General features: G+C 59.5%; 18 protein-coding genes. 12 read left to right on the top strand and 6 right to left on the bottom strand.

Annotation, left to right across the window (positions count from 1 at the left end; all coding sequences use genetic code 11):
* The first annotated feature begins 20 nt into the window (after positions 1-20).
* From AC13RC_RS03395 to AC13RC_RS03405, 3 genes are all read left to right on the top strand, one after another.
* On the top strand, positions 21-842 hold the full coding sequence (locus AC13RC_RS03395; protein WP_145631826.1) for an AraC family transcriptional regulator: 822 nt from the start codon (positions 21-23) through the stop codon (positions 840-842).
* Between the two features lie 115 nt (positions 843-957).
* Complete coding sequence (locus tag AC13RC_RS03400) at positions 958-1,662, top strand: AzlC family ABC transporter permease (protein ID WP_488556490.1); 705 nt, start codon at positions 958-960, stop codon at positions 1,660-1,662.
* Complete coding sequence (locus AC13RC_RS03405) at positions 1,659-1,961, top strand: AzlD family protein (RefSeq protein ID WP_488556491.1); 303 nt, start codon at positions 1,659-1,661, stop codon at positions 1,959-1,961. The genes AC13RC_RS03400 and AC13RC_RS03405 overlap by 4 nt, the downstream gene beginning before the upstream one ends.
* A 60-nt stretch (positions 1,962-2,021) precedes the next feature.
* On the opposite strand, the gene AC13RC_RS03410 is transcribed toward AC13RC_RS03405, so the two are convergent.
* A complete protein-coding gene (locus AC13RC_RS03410) occupies positions 2,022-3,518 on the bottom strand; it encodes a replicative DNA helicase (RefSeq protein ID WP_069616180.1) in 1,497 nt (498 codons plus the stop codon).
* Between the two features lie 329 nt (positions 3,519-3,847).
* Here AC13RC_RS03410 and AC13RC_RS03415 point away from each other — a divergent pair, with 329 nt between their 5' ends.
* From AC13RC_RS03415 to AC13RC_RS03425, 3 genes are read left to right on the top strand one after another with little or no spacing between them, the layout of a single operon-like run.
* The gene (locus AC13RC_RS03415; protein ID WP_069616181.1) at positions 3,848-4,291 is read left to right on the top strand and encodes a MarR family winged helix-turn-helix transcriptional regulator; all 444 of its coding nucleotides are present in this window, start codon (positions 3,848-3,850) and stop codon (positions 4,289-4,291) included.
* Positions 4,292-4,299: 8 nt separating this feature from the next.
* Positions 4,300-5,946 carry an MFS transporter gene (locus AC13RC_RS03420; RefSeq protein WP_488556492.1) on the top strand — a complete coding sequence of 549 codons (1,647 nt, stop codon included), beginning with the start codon at positions 4,300-4,302 and terminating at the stop codon, positions 5,944-5,946.
* A 17-nt stretch (positions 5,947-5,963) separates the two neighbouring features.
* Positions 5,964-7,031, top strand: a complete 1,068-nt coding sequence (locus tag AC13RC_RS03425) for an HlyD family secretion protein (RefSeq protein WP_488556493.1) — start codon at positions 5,964-5,966, stop codon at positions 7,029-7,031.
* A 97-nt stretch (positions 7,032-7,128) separates the two neighbouring features.
* On the opposite strand, the gene rplI is transcribed toward AC13RC_RS03425, so the two are convergent.
* The 4 genes from rplI to rpsF form a co-directional block, all read right to left on the bottom strand.
* On the bottom strand, positions 7,129-7,707 hold the full coding sequence (gene rplI, locus AC13RC_RS03430; protein WP_069616184.1) for a 50S ribosomal protein L9: 579 nt from the start codon (positions 7,705-7,707) through the stop codon (positions 7,129-7,131).
* A 20-nt stretch (positions 7,708-7,727) separates the two neighbouring features.
* On the bottom strand, positions 7,728-8,705 hold the full coding sequence (locus tag AC13RC_RS03435; protein ID WP_113351693.1) for a DUF2232 domain-containing protein: 978 nt from the start codon (positions 8,703-8,705) through the stop codon (positions 7,728-7,730).
* A gap of 165 nt (positions 8,706-8,870) precedes the next feature.
* Positions 8,871-9,119: a 30S ribosomal protein S18 gene (gene rpsR / locus AC13RC_RS03440; protein ID WP_004122103.1), complete on the bottom strand. Its 249-nt coding sequence runs from the start codon at positions 9,117-9,119 to the stop codon at positions 8,871-8,873.
* Positions 9,120-9,132: 13 nt separating this feature from the next.
* Positions 9,133-9,579: a 30S ribosomal protein S6 gene (gene rpsF / locus AC13RC_RS03445; protein WP_069616186.1), complete on the bottom strand. Its 447-nt coding sequence runs from the start codon at positions 9,577-9,579 to the stop codon at positions 9,133-9,135.
* A 388-nt stretch (positions 9,580-9,967) separates the two neighbouring features.
* Here rpsF and AC13RC_RS03450 point away from each other — a divergent pair, with 388 nt between their 5' ends.
* Both AC13RC_RS03450 and AC13RC_RS03455 read left to right on the top strand, forming a co-directional pair.
* On the top strand, positions 9,968-10,714 hold the full coding sequence (locus AC13RC_RS03450) for a histidine phosphatase family protein (protein WP_488556494.1): 747 nt from the start codon (positions 9,968-9,970) through the stop codon (positions 10,712-10,714).
* A gap of 156 nt (positions 10,715-10,870) precedes the next feature.
* A complete protein-coding gene (locus AC13RC_RS03455) occupies positions 10,871-12,052 on the top strand; it encodes a hypothetical protein (RefSeq protein WP_488556495.1) in 1,182 nt (393 codons plus the stop codon).
* Between the two features lie 48 nt (positions 12,053-12,100).
* On the opposite strand, the gene AC13RC_RS03460 is transcribed toward AC13RC_RS03455, so the two are convergent.
* Positions 12,101-13,144, bottom strand: coding sequence for an aldo/keto reductase (locus AC13RC_RS03460; protein WP_488556496.1), 1,044 nt, complete (start codon positions 13,142-13,144; stop codon positions 12,101-12,103).
* 194 nt (positions 13,145-13,338) lie between these two features.
* On the opposite strand from AC13RC_RS03460, the gene fabD reads away from it, so the two are divergent.
* From fabD to fabF, 4 genes are all read left to right on the top strand, one after another.
* Positions 13,339-14,283, top strand: coding sequence for an ACP S-malonyltransferase (gene fabD, locus AC13RC_RS03465; RefSeq protein WP_488556497.1), 945 nt, complete (start codon positions 13,339-13,341; stop codon positions 14,281-14,283).
* A gap of 25 nt (positions 14,284-14,308) precedes the next feature.
* Positions 14,309-15,046, top strand: coding sequence for a 3-oxoacyl-[acyl-carrier-protein] reductase (fabG, locus tag AC13RC_RS03470; RefSeq protein WP_092710547.1), 738 nt, complete (start codon positions 14,309-14,311; stop codon positions 15,044-15,046).
* Positions 15,047-15,332: 286 nt separating this feature from the next.
* Positions 15,333-15,569 carry an acyl carrier protein gene (locus AC13RC_RS03475; RefSeq protein WP_004122114.1) on the top strand — a complete coding sequence of 79 codons (237 nt, stop codon included), beginning with the start codon at positions 15,333-15,335 and terminating at the stop codon, positions 15,567-15,569.
* A gap of 114 nt (positions 15,570-15,683) precedes the next feature.
* A complete protein-coding gene (fabF, locus tag AC13RC_RS03480) occupies positions 15,684-16,946 on the top strand; it encodes a beta-ketoacyl-ACP synthase II (protein ID WP_488556498.1) in 1,263 nt (420 codons plus the stop codon).
* Positions 16,947-17,000 lie beyond the last annotated feature (54 nt).

Raw genomic sequence — 17,000 nt, forward strand, 5'->3', positions numbered from 1 at the left:
AGAAAGAGGCGGCTGACGCCATGCCGCTTGCCAAGGTGGAATCGACCCGCTTCTGGCGAGACGGTCGCTTTCGTGACATGGAATGCCTGAGCGCAAGCTTCGTGACGCATGAATATGCGCCGCATGCGCACGACACCTTCAGCATCGGGACGATTGAAAGAGGCAGCCAGATCACCACGCTGCTCGGCAGTCGGGAGGAAGCCGGACCGGGCGATCTCTATATGATCAATCCTGGAGTAGTGCATGACGGCGCTCCGGGCGGCGAAGGCTATCGCTACCGCATGATCTACCCGGACACGAAGCTCTTCGTCGATATTCTGGAAGACGTCACGGGCAAAGCCTTCAATGCGACGCCATCTTTCGCCAGTTCGTTGTTGCGCGATCCGCAGCTTGCAAGCGCCTTCCACAAGGCGCATCGCACACTCGAGAGCGGCGCCGGTGCGCTGGAATCCGATGAAGGCATGTTCTCGGTGCTGGCGGCCCTCTTTGCGCGCTATGGTAGCACGATCGTCCTTCCCGTCGACACCAAGGAGCGTAGCGCCGTCGCGCGCGCCCGCGATTATCTCACTGAGAATTTCGACAGCGATATCGGATTGGAGGAGTTGGCCAAGATCGCAGGCCTGAGCCGCGCGCACCTGATTCGCGCCTTCCGCAGGGAGTATCATATTACGCCCCATGCCTTTCTGACCGACCGGCGTGTCATCGTTGCCCGCCGATTGCTCAGGGAAGGCCGCATGCCCGCCGATGTCGCCATGGAATGCGGTTTTGCCGATCAGGCGCATTTCACGCGCCACTTCAAATCGCGCACCGGCGTCACCCCGGGCCAGTTCCGCGTCGGCTAGCGCATTTCCAATTGCGAAACGGCTTTCTGTCCGGAATGCGTCTGATCACTTTCGTTCAATACAGCGCCGGCTGCCGTCGGCTACCCCTCCGTCATTGTTGAAGTGGAGGTTGCCAATGTTGCAGCAAAGCCGGCCGGCCGGCGAATTCAAAGCCGGGATGCGTGCCATTCTTCCGCTGATCGTTGCCGTCCTGCCGATCGGCCTCGTGTTCGGCGCGGTTTCGGCGACCAAGGGGCTTTCGCCGCTGGAGACCACGCTGATGAGCGCGCTCGTCTTCGCTGGCGGCTCGCAATTCGTGGCGATGGATATCTGGACACATCCCGCAAGCTGGATTGGCGCCGGCTTTGCGGCCCTGCTTGTCAATGTCAGGCACCTGCTGATGAGCGCTTCGATCGGCACGAAGATGCAATCTTTCTCCGGCATCAAGCGCTATCTAGCCATGCTGTTTCTCGCCGATGAGATTTGGGCCATGGCGGAATTCCGCACCGGCACGATGCGGCTCAGTCCCGCCTGGTATGCGGGTATCGTCACGCCCTTCTACTTGGCCTGGGTCGGCTCGTCGCTTGCGGGTGCTCTGCTTGGCGCCTTTCTTGGCGATCCCGCCGTCATCGGTCTCGACTTCGCTTTTCCCGCCGTCTTCATCGTGCTGGTCATGGGCTTCTGGAAAGGACCGGAAACCGGGGCGGTGCTTGCCGCAAGCGGTATTGCAGCCGTTGCGGTCCACCAGTTCGTGCCTGGTGTCTGGCATATTGCAGCCGGCGCGCTGGCGGGACTGGCAATGGCTTTCTGGAAGGGCAGAGCGCGGGAGCAAGCGGCATGACGCTCGATTTCCACGCCCTGCTCGCCATCCTCGCCATGGCTGCCGCAACGATCTTCACCCGTGTTGGCGGTCTCGTCTTGATTCGCTACGTGAAGCTTGACGAGCGTCGGCAAACCGCAATCGAAGCCATTCCACCGGCCGTGCTGATGGCTGTCATTGCCCCCACAGCTTTTGCTACCGGCTGGGCGGAGACGCTGGCCTGCACGGTCACCGCAATCGTCTCTCGCCGCTTGCCGTTGCTGGCAAGCGTTATCGTCGGCGTTGCGACGGTGGCTTTGCTGAGGTCTGCGGGACTCTGAAGCCTTTCCGGCAAAGTGCGAAGCGGTTCTCATCCCAGTGGAACATTGACGCGGCAAGCGTCAATGTTCTTCGTACTGCGTGAAAGACGGGTCGGCGAGGTCGGCAAATCGGGTGAATTCCGATTGGAAGGCGAGCTTCACCGTGCCCGTCGGTCCGTGACGCTGCTTGGCGATGATGACATCGGCCGTGCCCTTTACGCGGTCGAACAGCGCTTCCCATTCCGCGTATTTCGGGTCGTTCGGATCGCGCGGTTCCTGGTTCTTGACGTAATACTCCTCGCGGAACACGAAGAGCACCACGTCGGCGTCCTGCTCGATCGAGCCGGATTCGCGAAGGTCCGAAAGCTGCGGCCGCTTGTCGTCGCGGCTTTCGACCGCACGCGAGAGCTGGGAGAGTGCCACGATCGGAACGTTGAGCTCCTTGCCGAGCGCCTTCAGGCCAGTGGTGATCTCGGTGATTTCCTGAACGCGGTTTTCGCCCGACTTCTTCGAACCGGTCATGAGCTGCACGTAGTCGACGACCAGAACGTCGAGGCCGCGCTGGCGTTTGAGGCGGCGGGCGCGAGCGGCGAGTTGGGCGATGGAAATACCACCCGTCTGGTCGATATAAAGCGGCACCTTCTGCATCATCATCGAGCAGGCCACCAGCTTTTCGAAATCGGCATCGTTGATGTCGCCGCGGCGGATCTTCGAGGAGGAGACTTCCGTCTGCTCGGAGATGATACGGGTGGCGAGCTGCTCCGATGACATTTCCAGCGAGTAGAAGCCGACGACGCCGCCGTTCTTCGCTTTCATCGAGCCATCAGGCTGCACTTCGCCCTCGTAGGCGGCGGCGATATTATAGGCGATGTTGGTGGCAAGCGAGGTTTTGCCCATGCCGGGACGGCCGGCAAGGATGATCAAGTCGGAGCGCTGCAGGCCGCCCATCTTGCTATCAAGCGAGTGGATGCCCGTGGAGATGCCGGAGAGGCCGCCGTCGCGCTCCTTGGCAACGGCCGCCATGTCGATCGCCAGTGCAACGGCGTCGTTGAACGACTGGAATCCGCCGTCGTAGCGGCCATTCTCGGCAAGCTCGAACAGCCGGCGCTCCGTATCCTCGATCTGCGTCTGTGGCGGCATGTCGAGCGGAGCGTCATAGGCGATGTTGACCATGTCTTCGCCGATGGTGATCAGAGCACGACGCAGCGCCAGGTCGTAGATGGCGCGGCCGTAATCTTCAGCGTTGATGATCGACACGGCCTCTACGGCGAGGCGCGCGAGATATTGCGCGACCGTCATGTCGCCGACCTTCTCGTCAGCCGGCACGAAGCTCTTGATGGTCACAGGGTTGGCGGTCTTGCCCATGCGGATGATATCACCGGCGACTTCGAAGATCTTCCGGTGCAGCGGCTCGTAGAGATGGATCGGCTTCAGGAAATCGGAGACGCGATAATAGGCATCGTTGTTGACGAGGATGGCACCGAGCAGAGCCTGTTCCGCCTCAATGTTATTGGGCGCTTCGCGATAATGCTGGTCGGCGGGAGCAATGGCGGCGAGCTTGCGCGCAGCTTCGTTCATTTTCCATCTCTTCATGCTTTAGGGTGTCGTCTGGTTTGCGATGTTCCGATGTCATGGTCAACCGTGCAAACGGATGGCCATACCGACCTATCAACGTTGTTCCACTCGTCCACAGGGACAAGTTTCCGCCACGTAAAAAATCCCTTGTGGCCACTTTGCAACGCAAAGATCGACACACGAATCACTTATGCAAACTATCTGTGGGGAACATTTTAGCCGGTCTTTCGCTGCGCGCATCAACTGTTGCGGCTATCCTGCTTGAAAAACTGGGAAAATCCGGGTATTCCCCTTAAATTAGGGTAGGATGCTAATAGTATAAAGTTGCAATAATGCCAGGTGCGCCATCAAGACAAGAACTCTTCGACGACCTCTCCGCGTTCAATCGCAAGCTGAGGGCGGCTTTCGACGCTCTCGTTCGAGAGCACGGCATGACCCTTTCCCGCGCGAGGGTTTTTCGCAAGCTCTCCCGCCGGGACGGAATAAACCAGAGGGAGCTTGCCGACGAGCTGGAGCTGGAAACGCCGACGCTCGTGCGCATCCTCGATGCCATGGAGGCGCAGAATTTCATTGAGCGCCGCGCCGCCGTATCCGATCGCCGCGCCAAGCAGATCTTCATGACGGAATCAGGAAAAGTCGTTGCCGCCGAGGTTGAGGCTCTTGCCACCAGTGTGCGTGCGGATATCTTGGAGGGGATTTCGGACGAGGATGTCGGCATGGCGCTGAAAGTTATCCGTGCCATGACTGCCAATCTTCAGAATATCGGCAAATCATGAGGTAGTGCATGAGCGGGGATCCGGGCCCGGTCGCCAATGCGGAAGCCAACGCCGTCCCACCCGCTCCACCGCCTATGCCGGGCTGGAAAGTGCCGCTCTATATTGCGGCGTCCGTCATGTTCTTCCTGACGCAGGGCCTCGGTCTCAATCTCGCCTTCGCCAACCTTACGCAAATTCAGGGAACCATTGCGGCGACCACCACAGAGTCGGCATGGCTTTCTGCTGCCTATATGGCGCCCAATGTCAGCCTCGCCATCGCGCTGGTAAAGATCCGCCTTCAATATGGCGTGCGCAATTTCGCCGAGGTCAGCATTCTCGGCTTCGTGCTCGCCTCGCTGCTCAATCTCTTCGTCTCCGACCTGCATTCTGCGATCGTCGTCCGCTTCCTGAGCGGGATTGCCGGCGCGCCACTCTCGACGCTTGGCTTCCTTTATATGCTGGAGGCCTTCGAGCCGGCGAAGAAGATGACGATCGGCGTCAGTCTGGCGATGATGAACACGCTGCTTGCCGCTCCCATCACCCGTCTCGTGTCGCCCTCGCTACTCGATTATGGCGAATGGCGCGGCCTCTATACGCTTGAAATGGCATTGGCGCTCCTCGTCATGCCGATCATCTATCTGCTGCCACTGACGCCGCCGCCGCGCGTCAAGGTTATCGTGCTGGGCGATATCTTCAGCTATCTTCTTGTCGCGATCGGTTTCGGCTGTCTTGCCGTCGCCCTATCGGTCGGGCGCCTCTACTGGTGGCTGGAGGTGCCATGGCTCGGCGTCGTTCTGGCTATTGCCGTCGCATCCCTGACCGTTGCCATCGTCGTCGAACTGAGACGGTCGACGCCTTTGATCGACGTTCGCTGGCTGCTTCGGCCGGAAATTCTGCATCTGACGGCGATCCTCCTGGTCTTCCGCATCATTGCCGCCGAGCAGACCTCCGTCATCATGACCTTCTATCAGAATGCGGTCGGCCTGCTCTATGACCAGCTTGCCTTGCTCTATTGGATCATCCTCGCCTTCTCGATCATCGGCGGCCTCATCTGCACCGTGTTCATGAGCTATGGCTATACGTGGCAGATCCAGTTCGTCGCGCTTATTCTGATGGGGGTGGGCTCGCTGATGGATTCTCAGGTGACGAACCTGACCCGTCCCGAGCAGATGTATCTCAGCCAGGCCCTGGTGGCGGCCGGCGCGGCGCTCTTCTTGCCGCCATCCATGTCGGCAGGCTTCAAGGAGGCTATATCCAAAGGCCCGCCCTATCTGGTGACCTTCTTCGTCGTCTTCACCTTCACGCAAAGCATCGGCGGCCTCGTCGGCTCGGCCTTCTACGGCACGCTGATCACCATTCGCGAGAAGTTCCATTCGGCCGTCCTGACCGAGCGCGTGCTGCTGACGGATCCGCATGTGGCCACACGCGTCAGCCAGCTTTCATCCTCCTATGGCAAGGTGATTGGGGATAGCGCGCTGCTGAAGGGGGAGGGGCTGGCGCTGCTCGGCGCGCAGGTCAGCCGCGAAGCCAATATGCTTGCCTATGGAGATGCCTTCTTCACTGCCGCCGTAATCGCCTTCCTATCACTTGCCGGCCTCTCAATCCATGTTCTCTTCCGTTTCGTCAGGGCTCGCCTGGCCGGCGATCGGGTAGAGATCGCGACATCCAACCCATGAGGATATGAAATAGCTCCATGTCGAGGCTCGTTCGCTCCCCCATCGAAGTCATCGCCGTTCTCGCCGGCATCGGCGGAGTCATGCTGGTGCTCTATGCCTGGCATCTGCCGCCGTTCAAAACCTCGGTCGAGACGACGGACGACGCCTATGTCAAAGGCTATGTCACGACTATCAGCCCGCAGGTCAGCGGTTATATCACCGACGTGCCGATCAAGGACTACAAGCTCGTCAAGGAAGGCGATGTGCTCGCCCAGATCGATAACCGCATCTACAAGCAGAAGGTGGCGCAGGCCCACGCGACGCTGGACGGACAGAAGGCCGCACTCGCCAATTCGCAGCAGCAGGAGCAGGCCGCCAAGGCCGGCATCGTCTCCAGCCAGGCGCAGATCGACAGCGCCAATGCAGCGCTGAAGCGTGCCCAGCTTGCCTTCGATCGCGTCACGACACTCGTCTCCAGAGGCGTCTCGACGACAAGCGATTCCGAGCAGGCGCAGGCGACGCTGCAGCAGGCGCAGGCATCGGTCAATCAGGCAAAGGCCGCTCTCGATGTCTCCCAGCAGAACCTGACGACGATCATCGTCAACCGCGCTTCGCTGGAAGCCGGTGTCAGTGGCGCGGAAGCGGCCGTGCAGCTTGCCGATATCGATCTCGACAATACGACCATCAGGGCGCCGCAGGACGGCCGCGTCGGCGAGATCGGTGTGCGTCTTGGCCAATATGTGACGCCCGGCACGCAGCTGATGAACCTCGTTCCGAAGGACGTCTGGGTCATCGCCAATTTCAAGGAAACGCAGCTTGATGGCATGAAGCTCGATCAGCCCGCCACCATCTCCGTGGATGCGCTCGGACATCGCGAGATCAAGGGCCGCATCCAGCGCTTCTCCCCGGCCGCTGGCTCGGAATTTGCGGTCATCAAACCCGATAATGCCACGGGCAATTTCACCAAGGTCGCCCAGCGTCTCGGCGTCAGGATCAAGATCGAGGATGGGCAGCCTCTGGCGGACCAGTTGGCGCCCGGTATGTCCGTCGTCGTTTCGATCGACAAGGATTCGGCTCCGTTGCCGGAAATCAAGGATAACGACTGACCTGGGCGTTCGCTCCATCTTCTGTCAGAAAACAGGAAAGCCTGGGTCGGGGGACCCAGGCTTTCTTGCATTAGAAATTACGAAAAAGGCTTGAAGATCAAGCTTCTTCGTCGCCGTCGCGGTCAGCTTCCGGATCGAAGAAGTCTTCCGGACGCAGGGCGTCTTCGTCAACGCCGTAGATGGCGTCGGCGGAGGTGAGGGTTTCGCCCTTGGCCTGACGCTCGGCTTCTTCAGCGGAGCGTGCAACGTTGAGTTCGATCGTGATTTCGACTTCGGCGTGAAGGCCGATCGTGACGTTGTGCAGGCCGATGGCCTTGATCGGCGTGTTCATGTGAACCTGGCTGCGGCCGACGTTGAAGCCTTCGGCGGCGAGGATTTCGACGACATCACGGGCAGCGACCGAACCGTAGAGCTGGCCGGTTTCGCCAGCCGAGCGAACGACGATGAAGGACTTGCCGGCGAGAACGTCGGCAACCTTCTGGGCTTCGCTCTTGCGCTCGAGGTTGCGGGCTTCGAGCGTTGCGCGCTCGGCTTCGAAACGAGCCTTGTTGGCGGCATTGGCGCGCAGTGCCTTGCCGAGCGGCAGCAGGTAGTTACGGGCAAAGCCGTCGCGAACCTTGACGGTTTCGCCCATCTGGCCGAGCTTGGAGATGCGTTCGAGGAGAATGACTTCCATTTTCGTTGTTCCTTTCGATGTCAGATTTTCGTGTCTTGTTTGGATGTGTCGGCATTCTTGTTCGGGGTCAGCGATATCGCCTTGCGGGTATCGTAAAGACCGAGAACGAGAACGATAAAGAGCGGCAGCGTCACAAAGAAGCATACCAGGTAGCAGAGGATCAGAACCGGCAGACGCCAGTCCTTGCCCCGCGTCCGGTAATGCAGCGAAGCAAAGCCGGAAACGATGAAGCCAGCACCGAAGGCGCCGAGCACGGCGGCGGCGATGAGAGCCAGAACTCCGCCAAAGAAGATAGCGACGATCGCCACGAGAAAGACGAAGATCGCATTGCGGTTCATGCGCAACGACGAGGGGATATCGTCGCGCGGGCGCAGATTATGGCTCGAAGCCGCAACGATGCGTGTCGCCACGTAATAGGCGGCCAACAGCATCATGACCCAGATCATGCCCCAGGCGATCGGGATCATGTAGAGCATCAGCGACTTCATCTTCGCGATCGCAGCCGGATTGAGCTGAAGATCGGGAGACTGCTGGTTTACCGCGGCCATGTAGGCGTCGACGACCTGGCCCACCAGATCGGCACCGTAGCCCATGACCGCTCCGGCGACGATGATGACGATGGCGGCGAGACCGCACAGGTGCAGCATGATGTCGGAGAGCGGATACCAGGCCATCAGATTATCCGGGCCTCCGAGTTCGGAGGCGGGACGCGCCAGATTGGCGAGATGGCTGAGCCAAGCGGGAATCAGCGTCAGGAGAACGACGAAGAGCCCGAAATAGACCGACTGCGTAACGGTTCCGACGATGCCGGCGACCACGACGGCAACGATGACGGCCATATTGCCCCAGCCGAGGCCGACGATCAGGATCGGGAGAGCGGAAAGTGCGCCGAACAGGATGAACAGCAATGGCTGCACCGTCGCGCCATACACGAGTAGGGCGGCGGTCAGACCGGCGAGCGCGCCGATGCCAAGCTCTTTTGCGTTCAACTTTTTCACGTCGCTGTCCTGCTTCGTATCGAGCAGTTAGAGGATGCCTTCGCCACACGGGCCTGAAAGCTTATCCCCAACATGGGGTTTCAAGGTTCCGATCCGCGCCCATCGCGAAAGGGAGAAGGGAAGGCATCGCTGCCTTCCCTCTAATTCATTCTGCGTCAGGCGCTATTAAGCGACGACGTAGGGCAGCAGGCCGAGGAAACGGGCGCGCTTGATCGCCTGGGCGAGTTCGCGCTGCTTCTTCTGAGAAACGGCCGTGATGCGGGACGGAACGATCTTGCCACGCTCGGAAATGTAGCGCTGCAGGAGGCGAACGTCCTTGTAGTCGATGCGCGGCGCATTGGCGCCCGAGAACGGGCAGGTCTTGCGGCGGCGATGGAACGGACGGCGGACCGGTGCGGAAGAAACTTCAGACATCTCTCAAATCTCCTTATACGCGGTCTTCGCGCGGACGGCGCGGACGGTCTTCGCGGTCACCACGATCCGGGCGCGGACCACGATCGCCGAAGCTGCGCTCCGGACGGTCGCCATCGCGGCGCGGACGGTCGTCACGGTCGCGCTTCTGCATCATGGCGGACGGGCCGTCTTCGTGTTGCTCGACAGCGATCGTCATGTAACGCAGGACGTCTTCGCTGATGCGCATCTGGCGTTCCATTTCCTGGATCGCAGCGGCCGGAGCATCGATGTCCATCAGGGCGTAATGAGCCTTGCGGTTCTTCTTGATGCGGTAGGTGAGGGACTTGAGGCCCCAGTTCTCGATACGCCCGACTTTACCGCCGTGAGCTTCGATGACACCCTTGTACTGTTCTACGAGGGCGTCGACCTGCTGAGCGGAAATATCCTGCCGGGCAAGGAATACATGTTCGTAAAGAGCCATGGATAGCTTTGCCTTTCTTGCGTTGGTCTGACCCGATATTCGGCGGCTAAGCCTCAACGACTGCTCCTGAGAGGGTAAACCCAAGCAAGAAAAGCGTTTCCGAGACGGTCGAGAGCGGAGACACGGGAGGCTGGAACGCTTCCGTTCCGAACGATTCCCTTATCGGAAACCGGCCCTCCGTTCAGCCACCAGCCAGAAGACCGGGTTGCGAACAGGGCGGCTTATACGGATTTTTCTTCGAAAGGCAAGGGTAGGGGCGAAATTATGCTGTTTTGCCCATGAGCGCGTCGATGCTTGGGCCAAATCGCGAGCTCCCATCCGCCGCAGCGTTGCACCCGCCGCGCTCTCCCATATGATGGAATGCGAATTGCAGCAACAGGGACGGTTCATGCGCATCTTTCTCGTTCGGCACGGCGAATCCCTTGGCAATATCGACGACCGCGCCTATCGGCAATTCGGCGACCATAATGTGCCCCTGACGGAATGGGGGTATCGGCAGGTGCTGGAAGCAGGGCAGGCGATATCAGCCTATCTCAAGGGATTGCCATCAGCCGAACTGCGCAAGCTGAGCGTCTGGTATTCGCCCTTCCTGAGGACGCGGCAGAGCAAGGATGCCCTACTTGAAGTTCTGCCCGCCGAACTCATCGGGGATATCAGAGAGGATTATCTCCTGCGTGAGCAGGACTTCGGCCTCTTCACCGAAATCTACGATCATGCCGAACAGAAGCGAAAATTTCCCGACGAGTTCGAAAAATGGGCAAGGCTGCGCAACAATAACGGCAAGTTCTACGCACGGCCGCCGGACGGCGAGAGCCGCGCCGATGTCGCCCAGCGTATCCGTCTGTTTCTGCAGACCCTCATGCACGACGCCGAAAACGGAAAGAACAATGTCATCATCGTCGGCCATGGCGTGACCAACCGGGCCTTCGAGATGAATTTCCTGCATCACCCCGTCGATTGGTTCGAGCGCTCGGACAATCCAGGAAACGCCGATGTCACCTTGATCGAGGGGCGGAGTTCGGAAGGCTATCGCTCGATCCTGCTTCATAAGTCCGTGGACCGTGTGAGGGGGCAGGAGGAATTGAAGGCGGCTTATGGTTCCGAATTGGCGATTGCGCCGAAGACAAAGCAATAGGCCGCTTGCCGTAAGCATGGCTTTTTCCCGCTGCCATATGAGCCTGCTTTCATTTCATCGGTAAGGCCGAATCTTTCGAATGTGGGCTGCAATCATGGCTTGTGAAGCGCCTGGAGCTATGGAATTCATGGCTTGGCTGCAATTTGGGGGTGGGCTGTGAAGAAAAGCTTTGCTTTGCTGGGTTTTGCTCTGGGTTTCGCGCTTCTTGCGCAAAATGCCGCGGCGCGGCTGAGCTACGACGTTCGAACTGCGGATGATGGAATTACCTACATTACGGTAATTGGCAGTTTCGAAGCCGACGATGATTTGAGCTTATTCCGCGATAAGGCTGTTTCCAGCCACGCTATCTACGTCGGCTTCGACAGCGGCGGCGGCAATGTATCCAAGGCATTGGAACTTGGCCGGCTGATAAGATCTCTGGGGCCCAGCACTCTCGCTGTAAGAAGCGCCGAATGCTCCTCGGCTTGTTCCTTGTCCTTTCTTGGCGGAGTGGGCCGGTTTGCCGAACCGGGCTCGATCGGCGTTCACAAGTCTTCGGTCAGCGATACAAAAGGAATGGATGTCGAGACTGCCGTAGCAGCCGTCCAACGGCAGACTGCGGACGTGATTGCCTATATGAACGAAATGGGCATTGACCCGGGCTTGCTGCAGCTCACGCTCAAATATGACAGCAACGATATTCGTTATCTGTCATCGAGCGAAATGACACAGTTTCGAGTGACGACCGTGTCATACCAGGAGATTCAGGAGTTCGCAGCAAAGTCGTCGTCTAACAATGCTCCGGCAGCGAGTGCTGAAGCGCGTAAGGCAACTCAGCCACTGAACGAGGAGTCGCCGCTTCTGCAAGTTCCAATCCCGAGAAACGGCATTGTTCAAGACGACGCAGGAGCGGCCCTGCTCAAGACCAGCCGGAACATGAGCGCCAAGACGATTGCGACTTTCCCGAATGGGAGCGAGTTGACGATCAAGAAGAGCATCGGCGACTGGTATCGTGTGTCGATCGGCAAAAAGTCCGGCTATATGCTTCAAACGTCGGTGTGGGTGCGCGAGTTCGAAGAAAATCGCTTTGGCAAACAATATATCCAAATATTCGTCGATCCCTCGTTGCAGACAGCCATACAGTTGGCCAAGGGGGCAAACCCTCCCATGGTGGTGCATTTGACCGCGCAGGGGCGGTATGCCCTTACCATTAAGGACGTCTACGACAAAAATATCGCTCCGCTGGTATATCGACACCTGATAGGGAGTAAAAAAATCCCTCTCAATGCCATCATCACTCATGGCAACGACTACGTTCGCGAAATCTGCTGCAGTGCTTCCGCTGTAACGGCCGAATAAACGGGCAAACTTGCCCGTTTATCCTTTTGAATCCTATCGACAGGCTTCTCACATAGGCATCGGATATTTCCGGTGCACCTGCTCGATCTCGGCCAGTGCCTCCTCGGGTAGCGTCACATAAGCGGCGGCCACGTCGGTCTCAAGCTGCGCCATCGTCGTCGCGCCGATGATGACGGACGTCATGAAGGGCTTGGTGAGGCAGTAGGCCAGCGCCAGTTTCGACGGGTCAATACCGTATTTGGCGGCGATCTCGAGATAGGCCTTGACCGGCGGCTCCTGCAGCGGTTGCAGGCGGCCGCCGATGTCGAGATTGATCGAGCCGCGCGAGCCGGCCGGACGGGCACCGCCGACATATTTGCCGGTGAGAATGCCGCCAGCGAGCGGCGAATAGGCGAGCAGGCCGACATCTTCGTGATGCGACAGTTCAGCCAGATCGAGGTCGAAATGGCGGTAGAGGAGGTTGTATTCGTTCTGCGTGGTGGCGACGCGCGGCAGACCCTTCTGCTCGGCAATCGTCAGATATTTCTGGATACCCCAGGTCGTCTCGTTGGAGAGGCCGACGGCGCGGATCTTGCCGGCCTTCACCAGCTCGCCCATCGTCTCCAGGATCTCGGTGATCTCGGCGATGACTTTCTCGCGATCCTGGTTGAAGGGGTTATAGCGCCAGTTCTGGCGGAAATGGAAATGGCCGCGGTTCGGCCAGTGAACCTGATAGAGGTCGATATAATCGGTCTTCAGCCGCTTCAGGCTGGCGTCGACAGCCGCATTGATATTGGCGGCGTCCGGACCTTGCCCGCCGCGCAAATATTCGCGACCCGGACCGGCGACTTTGGTGGCGAGCACGACATCCTTACGCTTGCCGGTCTTCTCGAACCAGGTGCCGATATATTCCTCGGTGCGGCCCTGAGTCTCCGGCCCCACAGGCGTCGTCGGATACATTTCGGCGGTATCGAAGAAATTAATGCCCTTCTGGACAGCATAGTCCATCTGTTCGTGCGCTTCGGCCTCGCTGTTCTGCGTGCCCCAGGTCATCGTGCCTAGGCAAATCTGCGAAACGGAAATATCGGTACGGCCTAATCTCTTATATTTCATGGGAAAACCTTGGGGATGGGAGAAGGTCAAAATGAATGAGGTCGCGCAAATTTAGGCCCGATCTGAGCGAGCGCAAGAAAAAAATCATTGCGCTTCGCGGCTGCAAAAGCCTGTGGCTGCGGGGCTTGCACTATTGACTCCGCTGCAAACAATGTCATTGGGAAGCAAAACGACCCCCAAAAGGACGCTTTATAATGACTGTTGCTTTCACATTTCCCGGCCAGGGCAGCCAAGCCGTCGGCATGGGCAAGGATCTTGCCGACAATTTCGCCGAGGCGCGCGCCGTCTTCGAGGAAGTCGATGAAGCGCTCGGTGAAAAGCTTTCCGACGTCATCTTCAACGGCCCGGAAGACAAGCTGACGCTGACGGCCAATGCGCAGCCTGCGCTGATGGCCGTCTCGCTCGCCGTCATCCGCGTGCTGCAGGCTCGCGGCCTCGATCTGAAGAGCAAGGTCTCTTATGTTGCCGGTCACTCGCTCGGCGAATACTCCGCGCTCTGTGCCGCCGGCACCTTCTCGCTTGCCGATACGGCGCGCCTGCTGCGCATCCGCGGCAATGCCATGCAGGCGGCAGTCCCCGTCGGCGTCGGTGCCATGGCCGCAATCATCGGCCTTGAACATGCCGATGTCGTCGCCGTTTGCGAGGAGGCTTCTGCACTCGGCGCCTGCCAGATCGCCAATGACAATGGTGGCGGCCAGATCGTTATCTCCGGGGAGAAAGCCCCGGTCGAAAAGGCAGCGGAACTTGCGACCGCCAAGGGCGCTAAGCGCGCCATCCTCTTGCCCGTCTCCGCACCGTTCCATTCTGCGTTGATGGCTCCGGCTGCCGACGCCATGCGCGAGGCGCTCGCCGGCGTCGCCAAGGCCAACCCGGTCGTGCCTGTTATCGCTAATGTGAAGGCGGTTCCGGTTACCGATGCTGATGAGATTGCGCGGTTGCTGGTCGAGCAGGTTACCGGCCAGGTGCGCTGGCGTGAGACGGTGGAATGGTTTGCCGCCAACAATGTGACAACATTGTATGAAATTGGCGCCGGCAAGGTGCTGACGGGTCTTGCCCGCCGCATCGACAAGTCGGTCAACGGCATCGCCGTCAACAATGCTGCAGATATAGATACGGCGCTTGCCGCATTGCTCGGCTGATATATTCAAGGAACGAGGGACACATATGCTTGATTTGACCGGCCGCAAGGCCCTGGTAACCGGCGCATCCGGCGGCATCGGTGAAGAAATTGCCCGGCTCCTGCACAAGCAGGGTGCCATCGTCGGCCTGCACGGCACGCGCGTCGAAAAGCTGGAGGCGCTGGCCTCCGAGCTCGGCGATCGCGTCAAGATCTTCCCGGCCAACCTGTCGGACCGCGACGAAGTCAAGGCGCTCGGCGCCAAGGCGGAAGAGGAGCTCGGCGGCGTCGATATCCTGGTCAACAATGCCGGCATCACCAAGGACGGCCTCTTCGTGCGCATGAGCGACGAGGACTGGGACGCCGTGCTGGAAGTCAATCTGACCGCCGTCTTCCGCCTGACGCGGGAGTTGACCCATCCGATGATGCGCCGCCGCTACGGCCGCATCATCAACATCACCTCCGTCGTCGGCGTGACGGGTAATCCGGGCCAGGCCAACTACTGCGCCTCCAAGGCGGGCATGATCGGCTTCACCAAGTCGCTGGCGCAGGAAATCGCAACGCGAAACGTCACGGTCAACTGCGTTGCCCCCGGCTTCATCGAAAGCGCGATGACGGGCAAGCTGAACGACAAGCAGAAAGAAGCCATCATGGGGGCGATCCCCATGAAGCGTATGGGCACGGGTCAGGAAGTCGCTTCTGCCGTTGCTTATCTCGCTTCCTCGGAGGCGAGCTATGTCACGGGGCAGACGATCCATGTCAACGGTGGCATGGCAATGATCTAAAGGAATTGCTGTTGGGGGGAACTTTCCCGCCAATAGCATGTTGAGCAACCCGGAGCCGGCTATTTTCTGGCTTTGCGACGGACTTAAACCGTGTTAAGCGGGCCATGACTGTGAACAGTCGTCCGGAAAATTCAGGCGGACTGGGCCACATTCAAGGCGCTGGACCGGATCTCAATGCCGGGTTGAACGGGTTTGCCAGCGGCGTCGGAACAGATGCTGCAGGTTTGAATTAGGGTAGGGATGTCACAAGGCATTCTCATCAGGATATAAGGTCGAGGAAACCGACATGAGCGATATCGCAGAACGCGTAAAGAAAATTGTTGTTGATCATCTTGGCGTTGACGCCGACAAGGTTGTTGAAAGCGCAAGCTTCATCGACGATCTGGGTGCGGACTCGCTCGACACCGTCGAACTGGTCATGGCCTTCGAAGAAGAATTCGGCGTTGAAATTCCGGACGACGCTGCTGACTCGATCCTGACGGTCGGCGACGCGGTAAAGTTCATTGAGAAGGCTCAGGCCTAATCTTTCGCGCTTTTTGACGGGGCGGGCTGAAGAGTCCGCCCTATTTCGTCCGGCGACGTCGGACGAAGCAAGCTTATACGCATATCATCATAAAAAGACGGGGGTCTGCGGGCGATGAGACGTGTCGTTATCACGGGTACCGGCATGGTATCACCTTTGGGCTGTGGCACGGAGGTGTCCTGGACGCGTTTGCTCGCTGGGCACAACGGCGCCCGCCTCGTGACCGAATTTGAGGTCGATGATCTCGCGGCAAAGATTGCCTGCCGCATCCCTGTCGGCGACGGCACCGACGGCACGTTCAACGCAGACGATTGGATGGAGCCGAAGGAGCAGCGCAAGGTCGATCCCTTCATCATCTACGGCATGGCGGCCGCCGACATGGCGCTGGCCGATGCGAATTGGCATCCGGCCACGGATGAGGATCAGATCGCGACGGGCGTCATGATCGGTTCCGGCATCGGCGGCCTCGAAGGCATAGTCGAGGCTGGCTACACGCTGCGCGACAAGGGTCCGCGCCGTATTTCGCCTTTCTTCATCCCTGGTCGTCTCATCAATCTCGTCTCCGGTCAGGTCTCGATCCGCCACAAGCTGCGCGGACCGAACCATGCGGTCGTTACCGCATGTTCGACCGGTGCGCACGCGATCGGCGATGCCGCTCGTCTGATCATGCTCGGCGATGCCGACGTCATGGTAGCAGGCGGTGCCGAAGCTCCGGTCTGCCGCATTTCGCTTGCAGGCTTTGCTGCCTGCAAGGCGCTGTCGACAGACTTCAACGATACGCCGCAAAAGGCCTCGCGCCCCTATGACCGCGACCGTGACGGCTTCGTCATGGGCGAGGGCGCCGGCATCGTCGTTCTCGAAGAACTGGAACACGCCAAGGCGCGCGGCGCCAAGATCTACGCAGAAGTCGTCGGCTACGGCCTCTCGGGCGACGCCCATCATATCACTGCTCCGTCCGAGGACGGCGAAGGCGCTTTCCGCTGCATGACATCTGCGCTGAAGCGCGCGGGCCTGACGCCTGCCGATATCGACTACATCAATGCCCATGGCACATCGACGATGGCCGATACGATCGAACTCGGCGCTGTCGAACGGCTGGTCGGCAATGCCGCGTCGAAGATTTCCATGTCGTCCACCAAGTCGGCAACCGGTCATCTTCTTGGCGCTGCCGGTGCCATCGAAGCGATCTTTACGACCCTCGCCATTCGTGACAACGTCGCCCCGCCGACGCTCAATCTGGACAATCCGGAGCGCGAGACCGCCATCGATCTCGTTCCGCACAAGGCTCGCAAGCGCGAAATCAACGTCGCGCTGTCGAACTCCTTCGGCTTCGGTGGCACGAATGCGTCGCTTGTCCTGCGCCGTTATGAGGCTTAATAACAACGCGTCACTGTTGGGGGGAGGGTGCCTTGCGGCAATCTCGCCCGCATC

The organism is Martinezella sp. CNPSo 3890 (assembly GCF_057784455.1).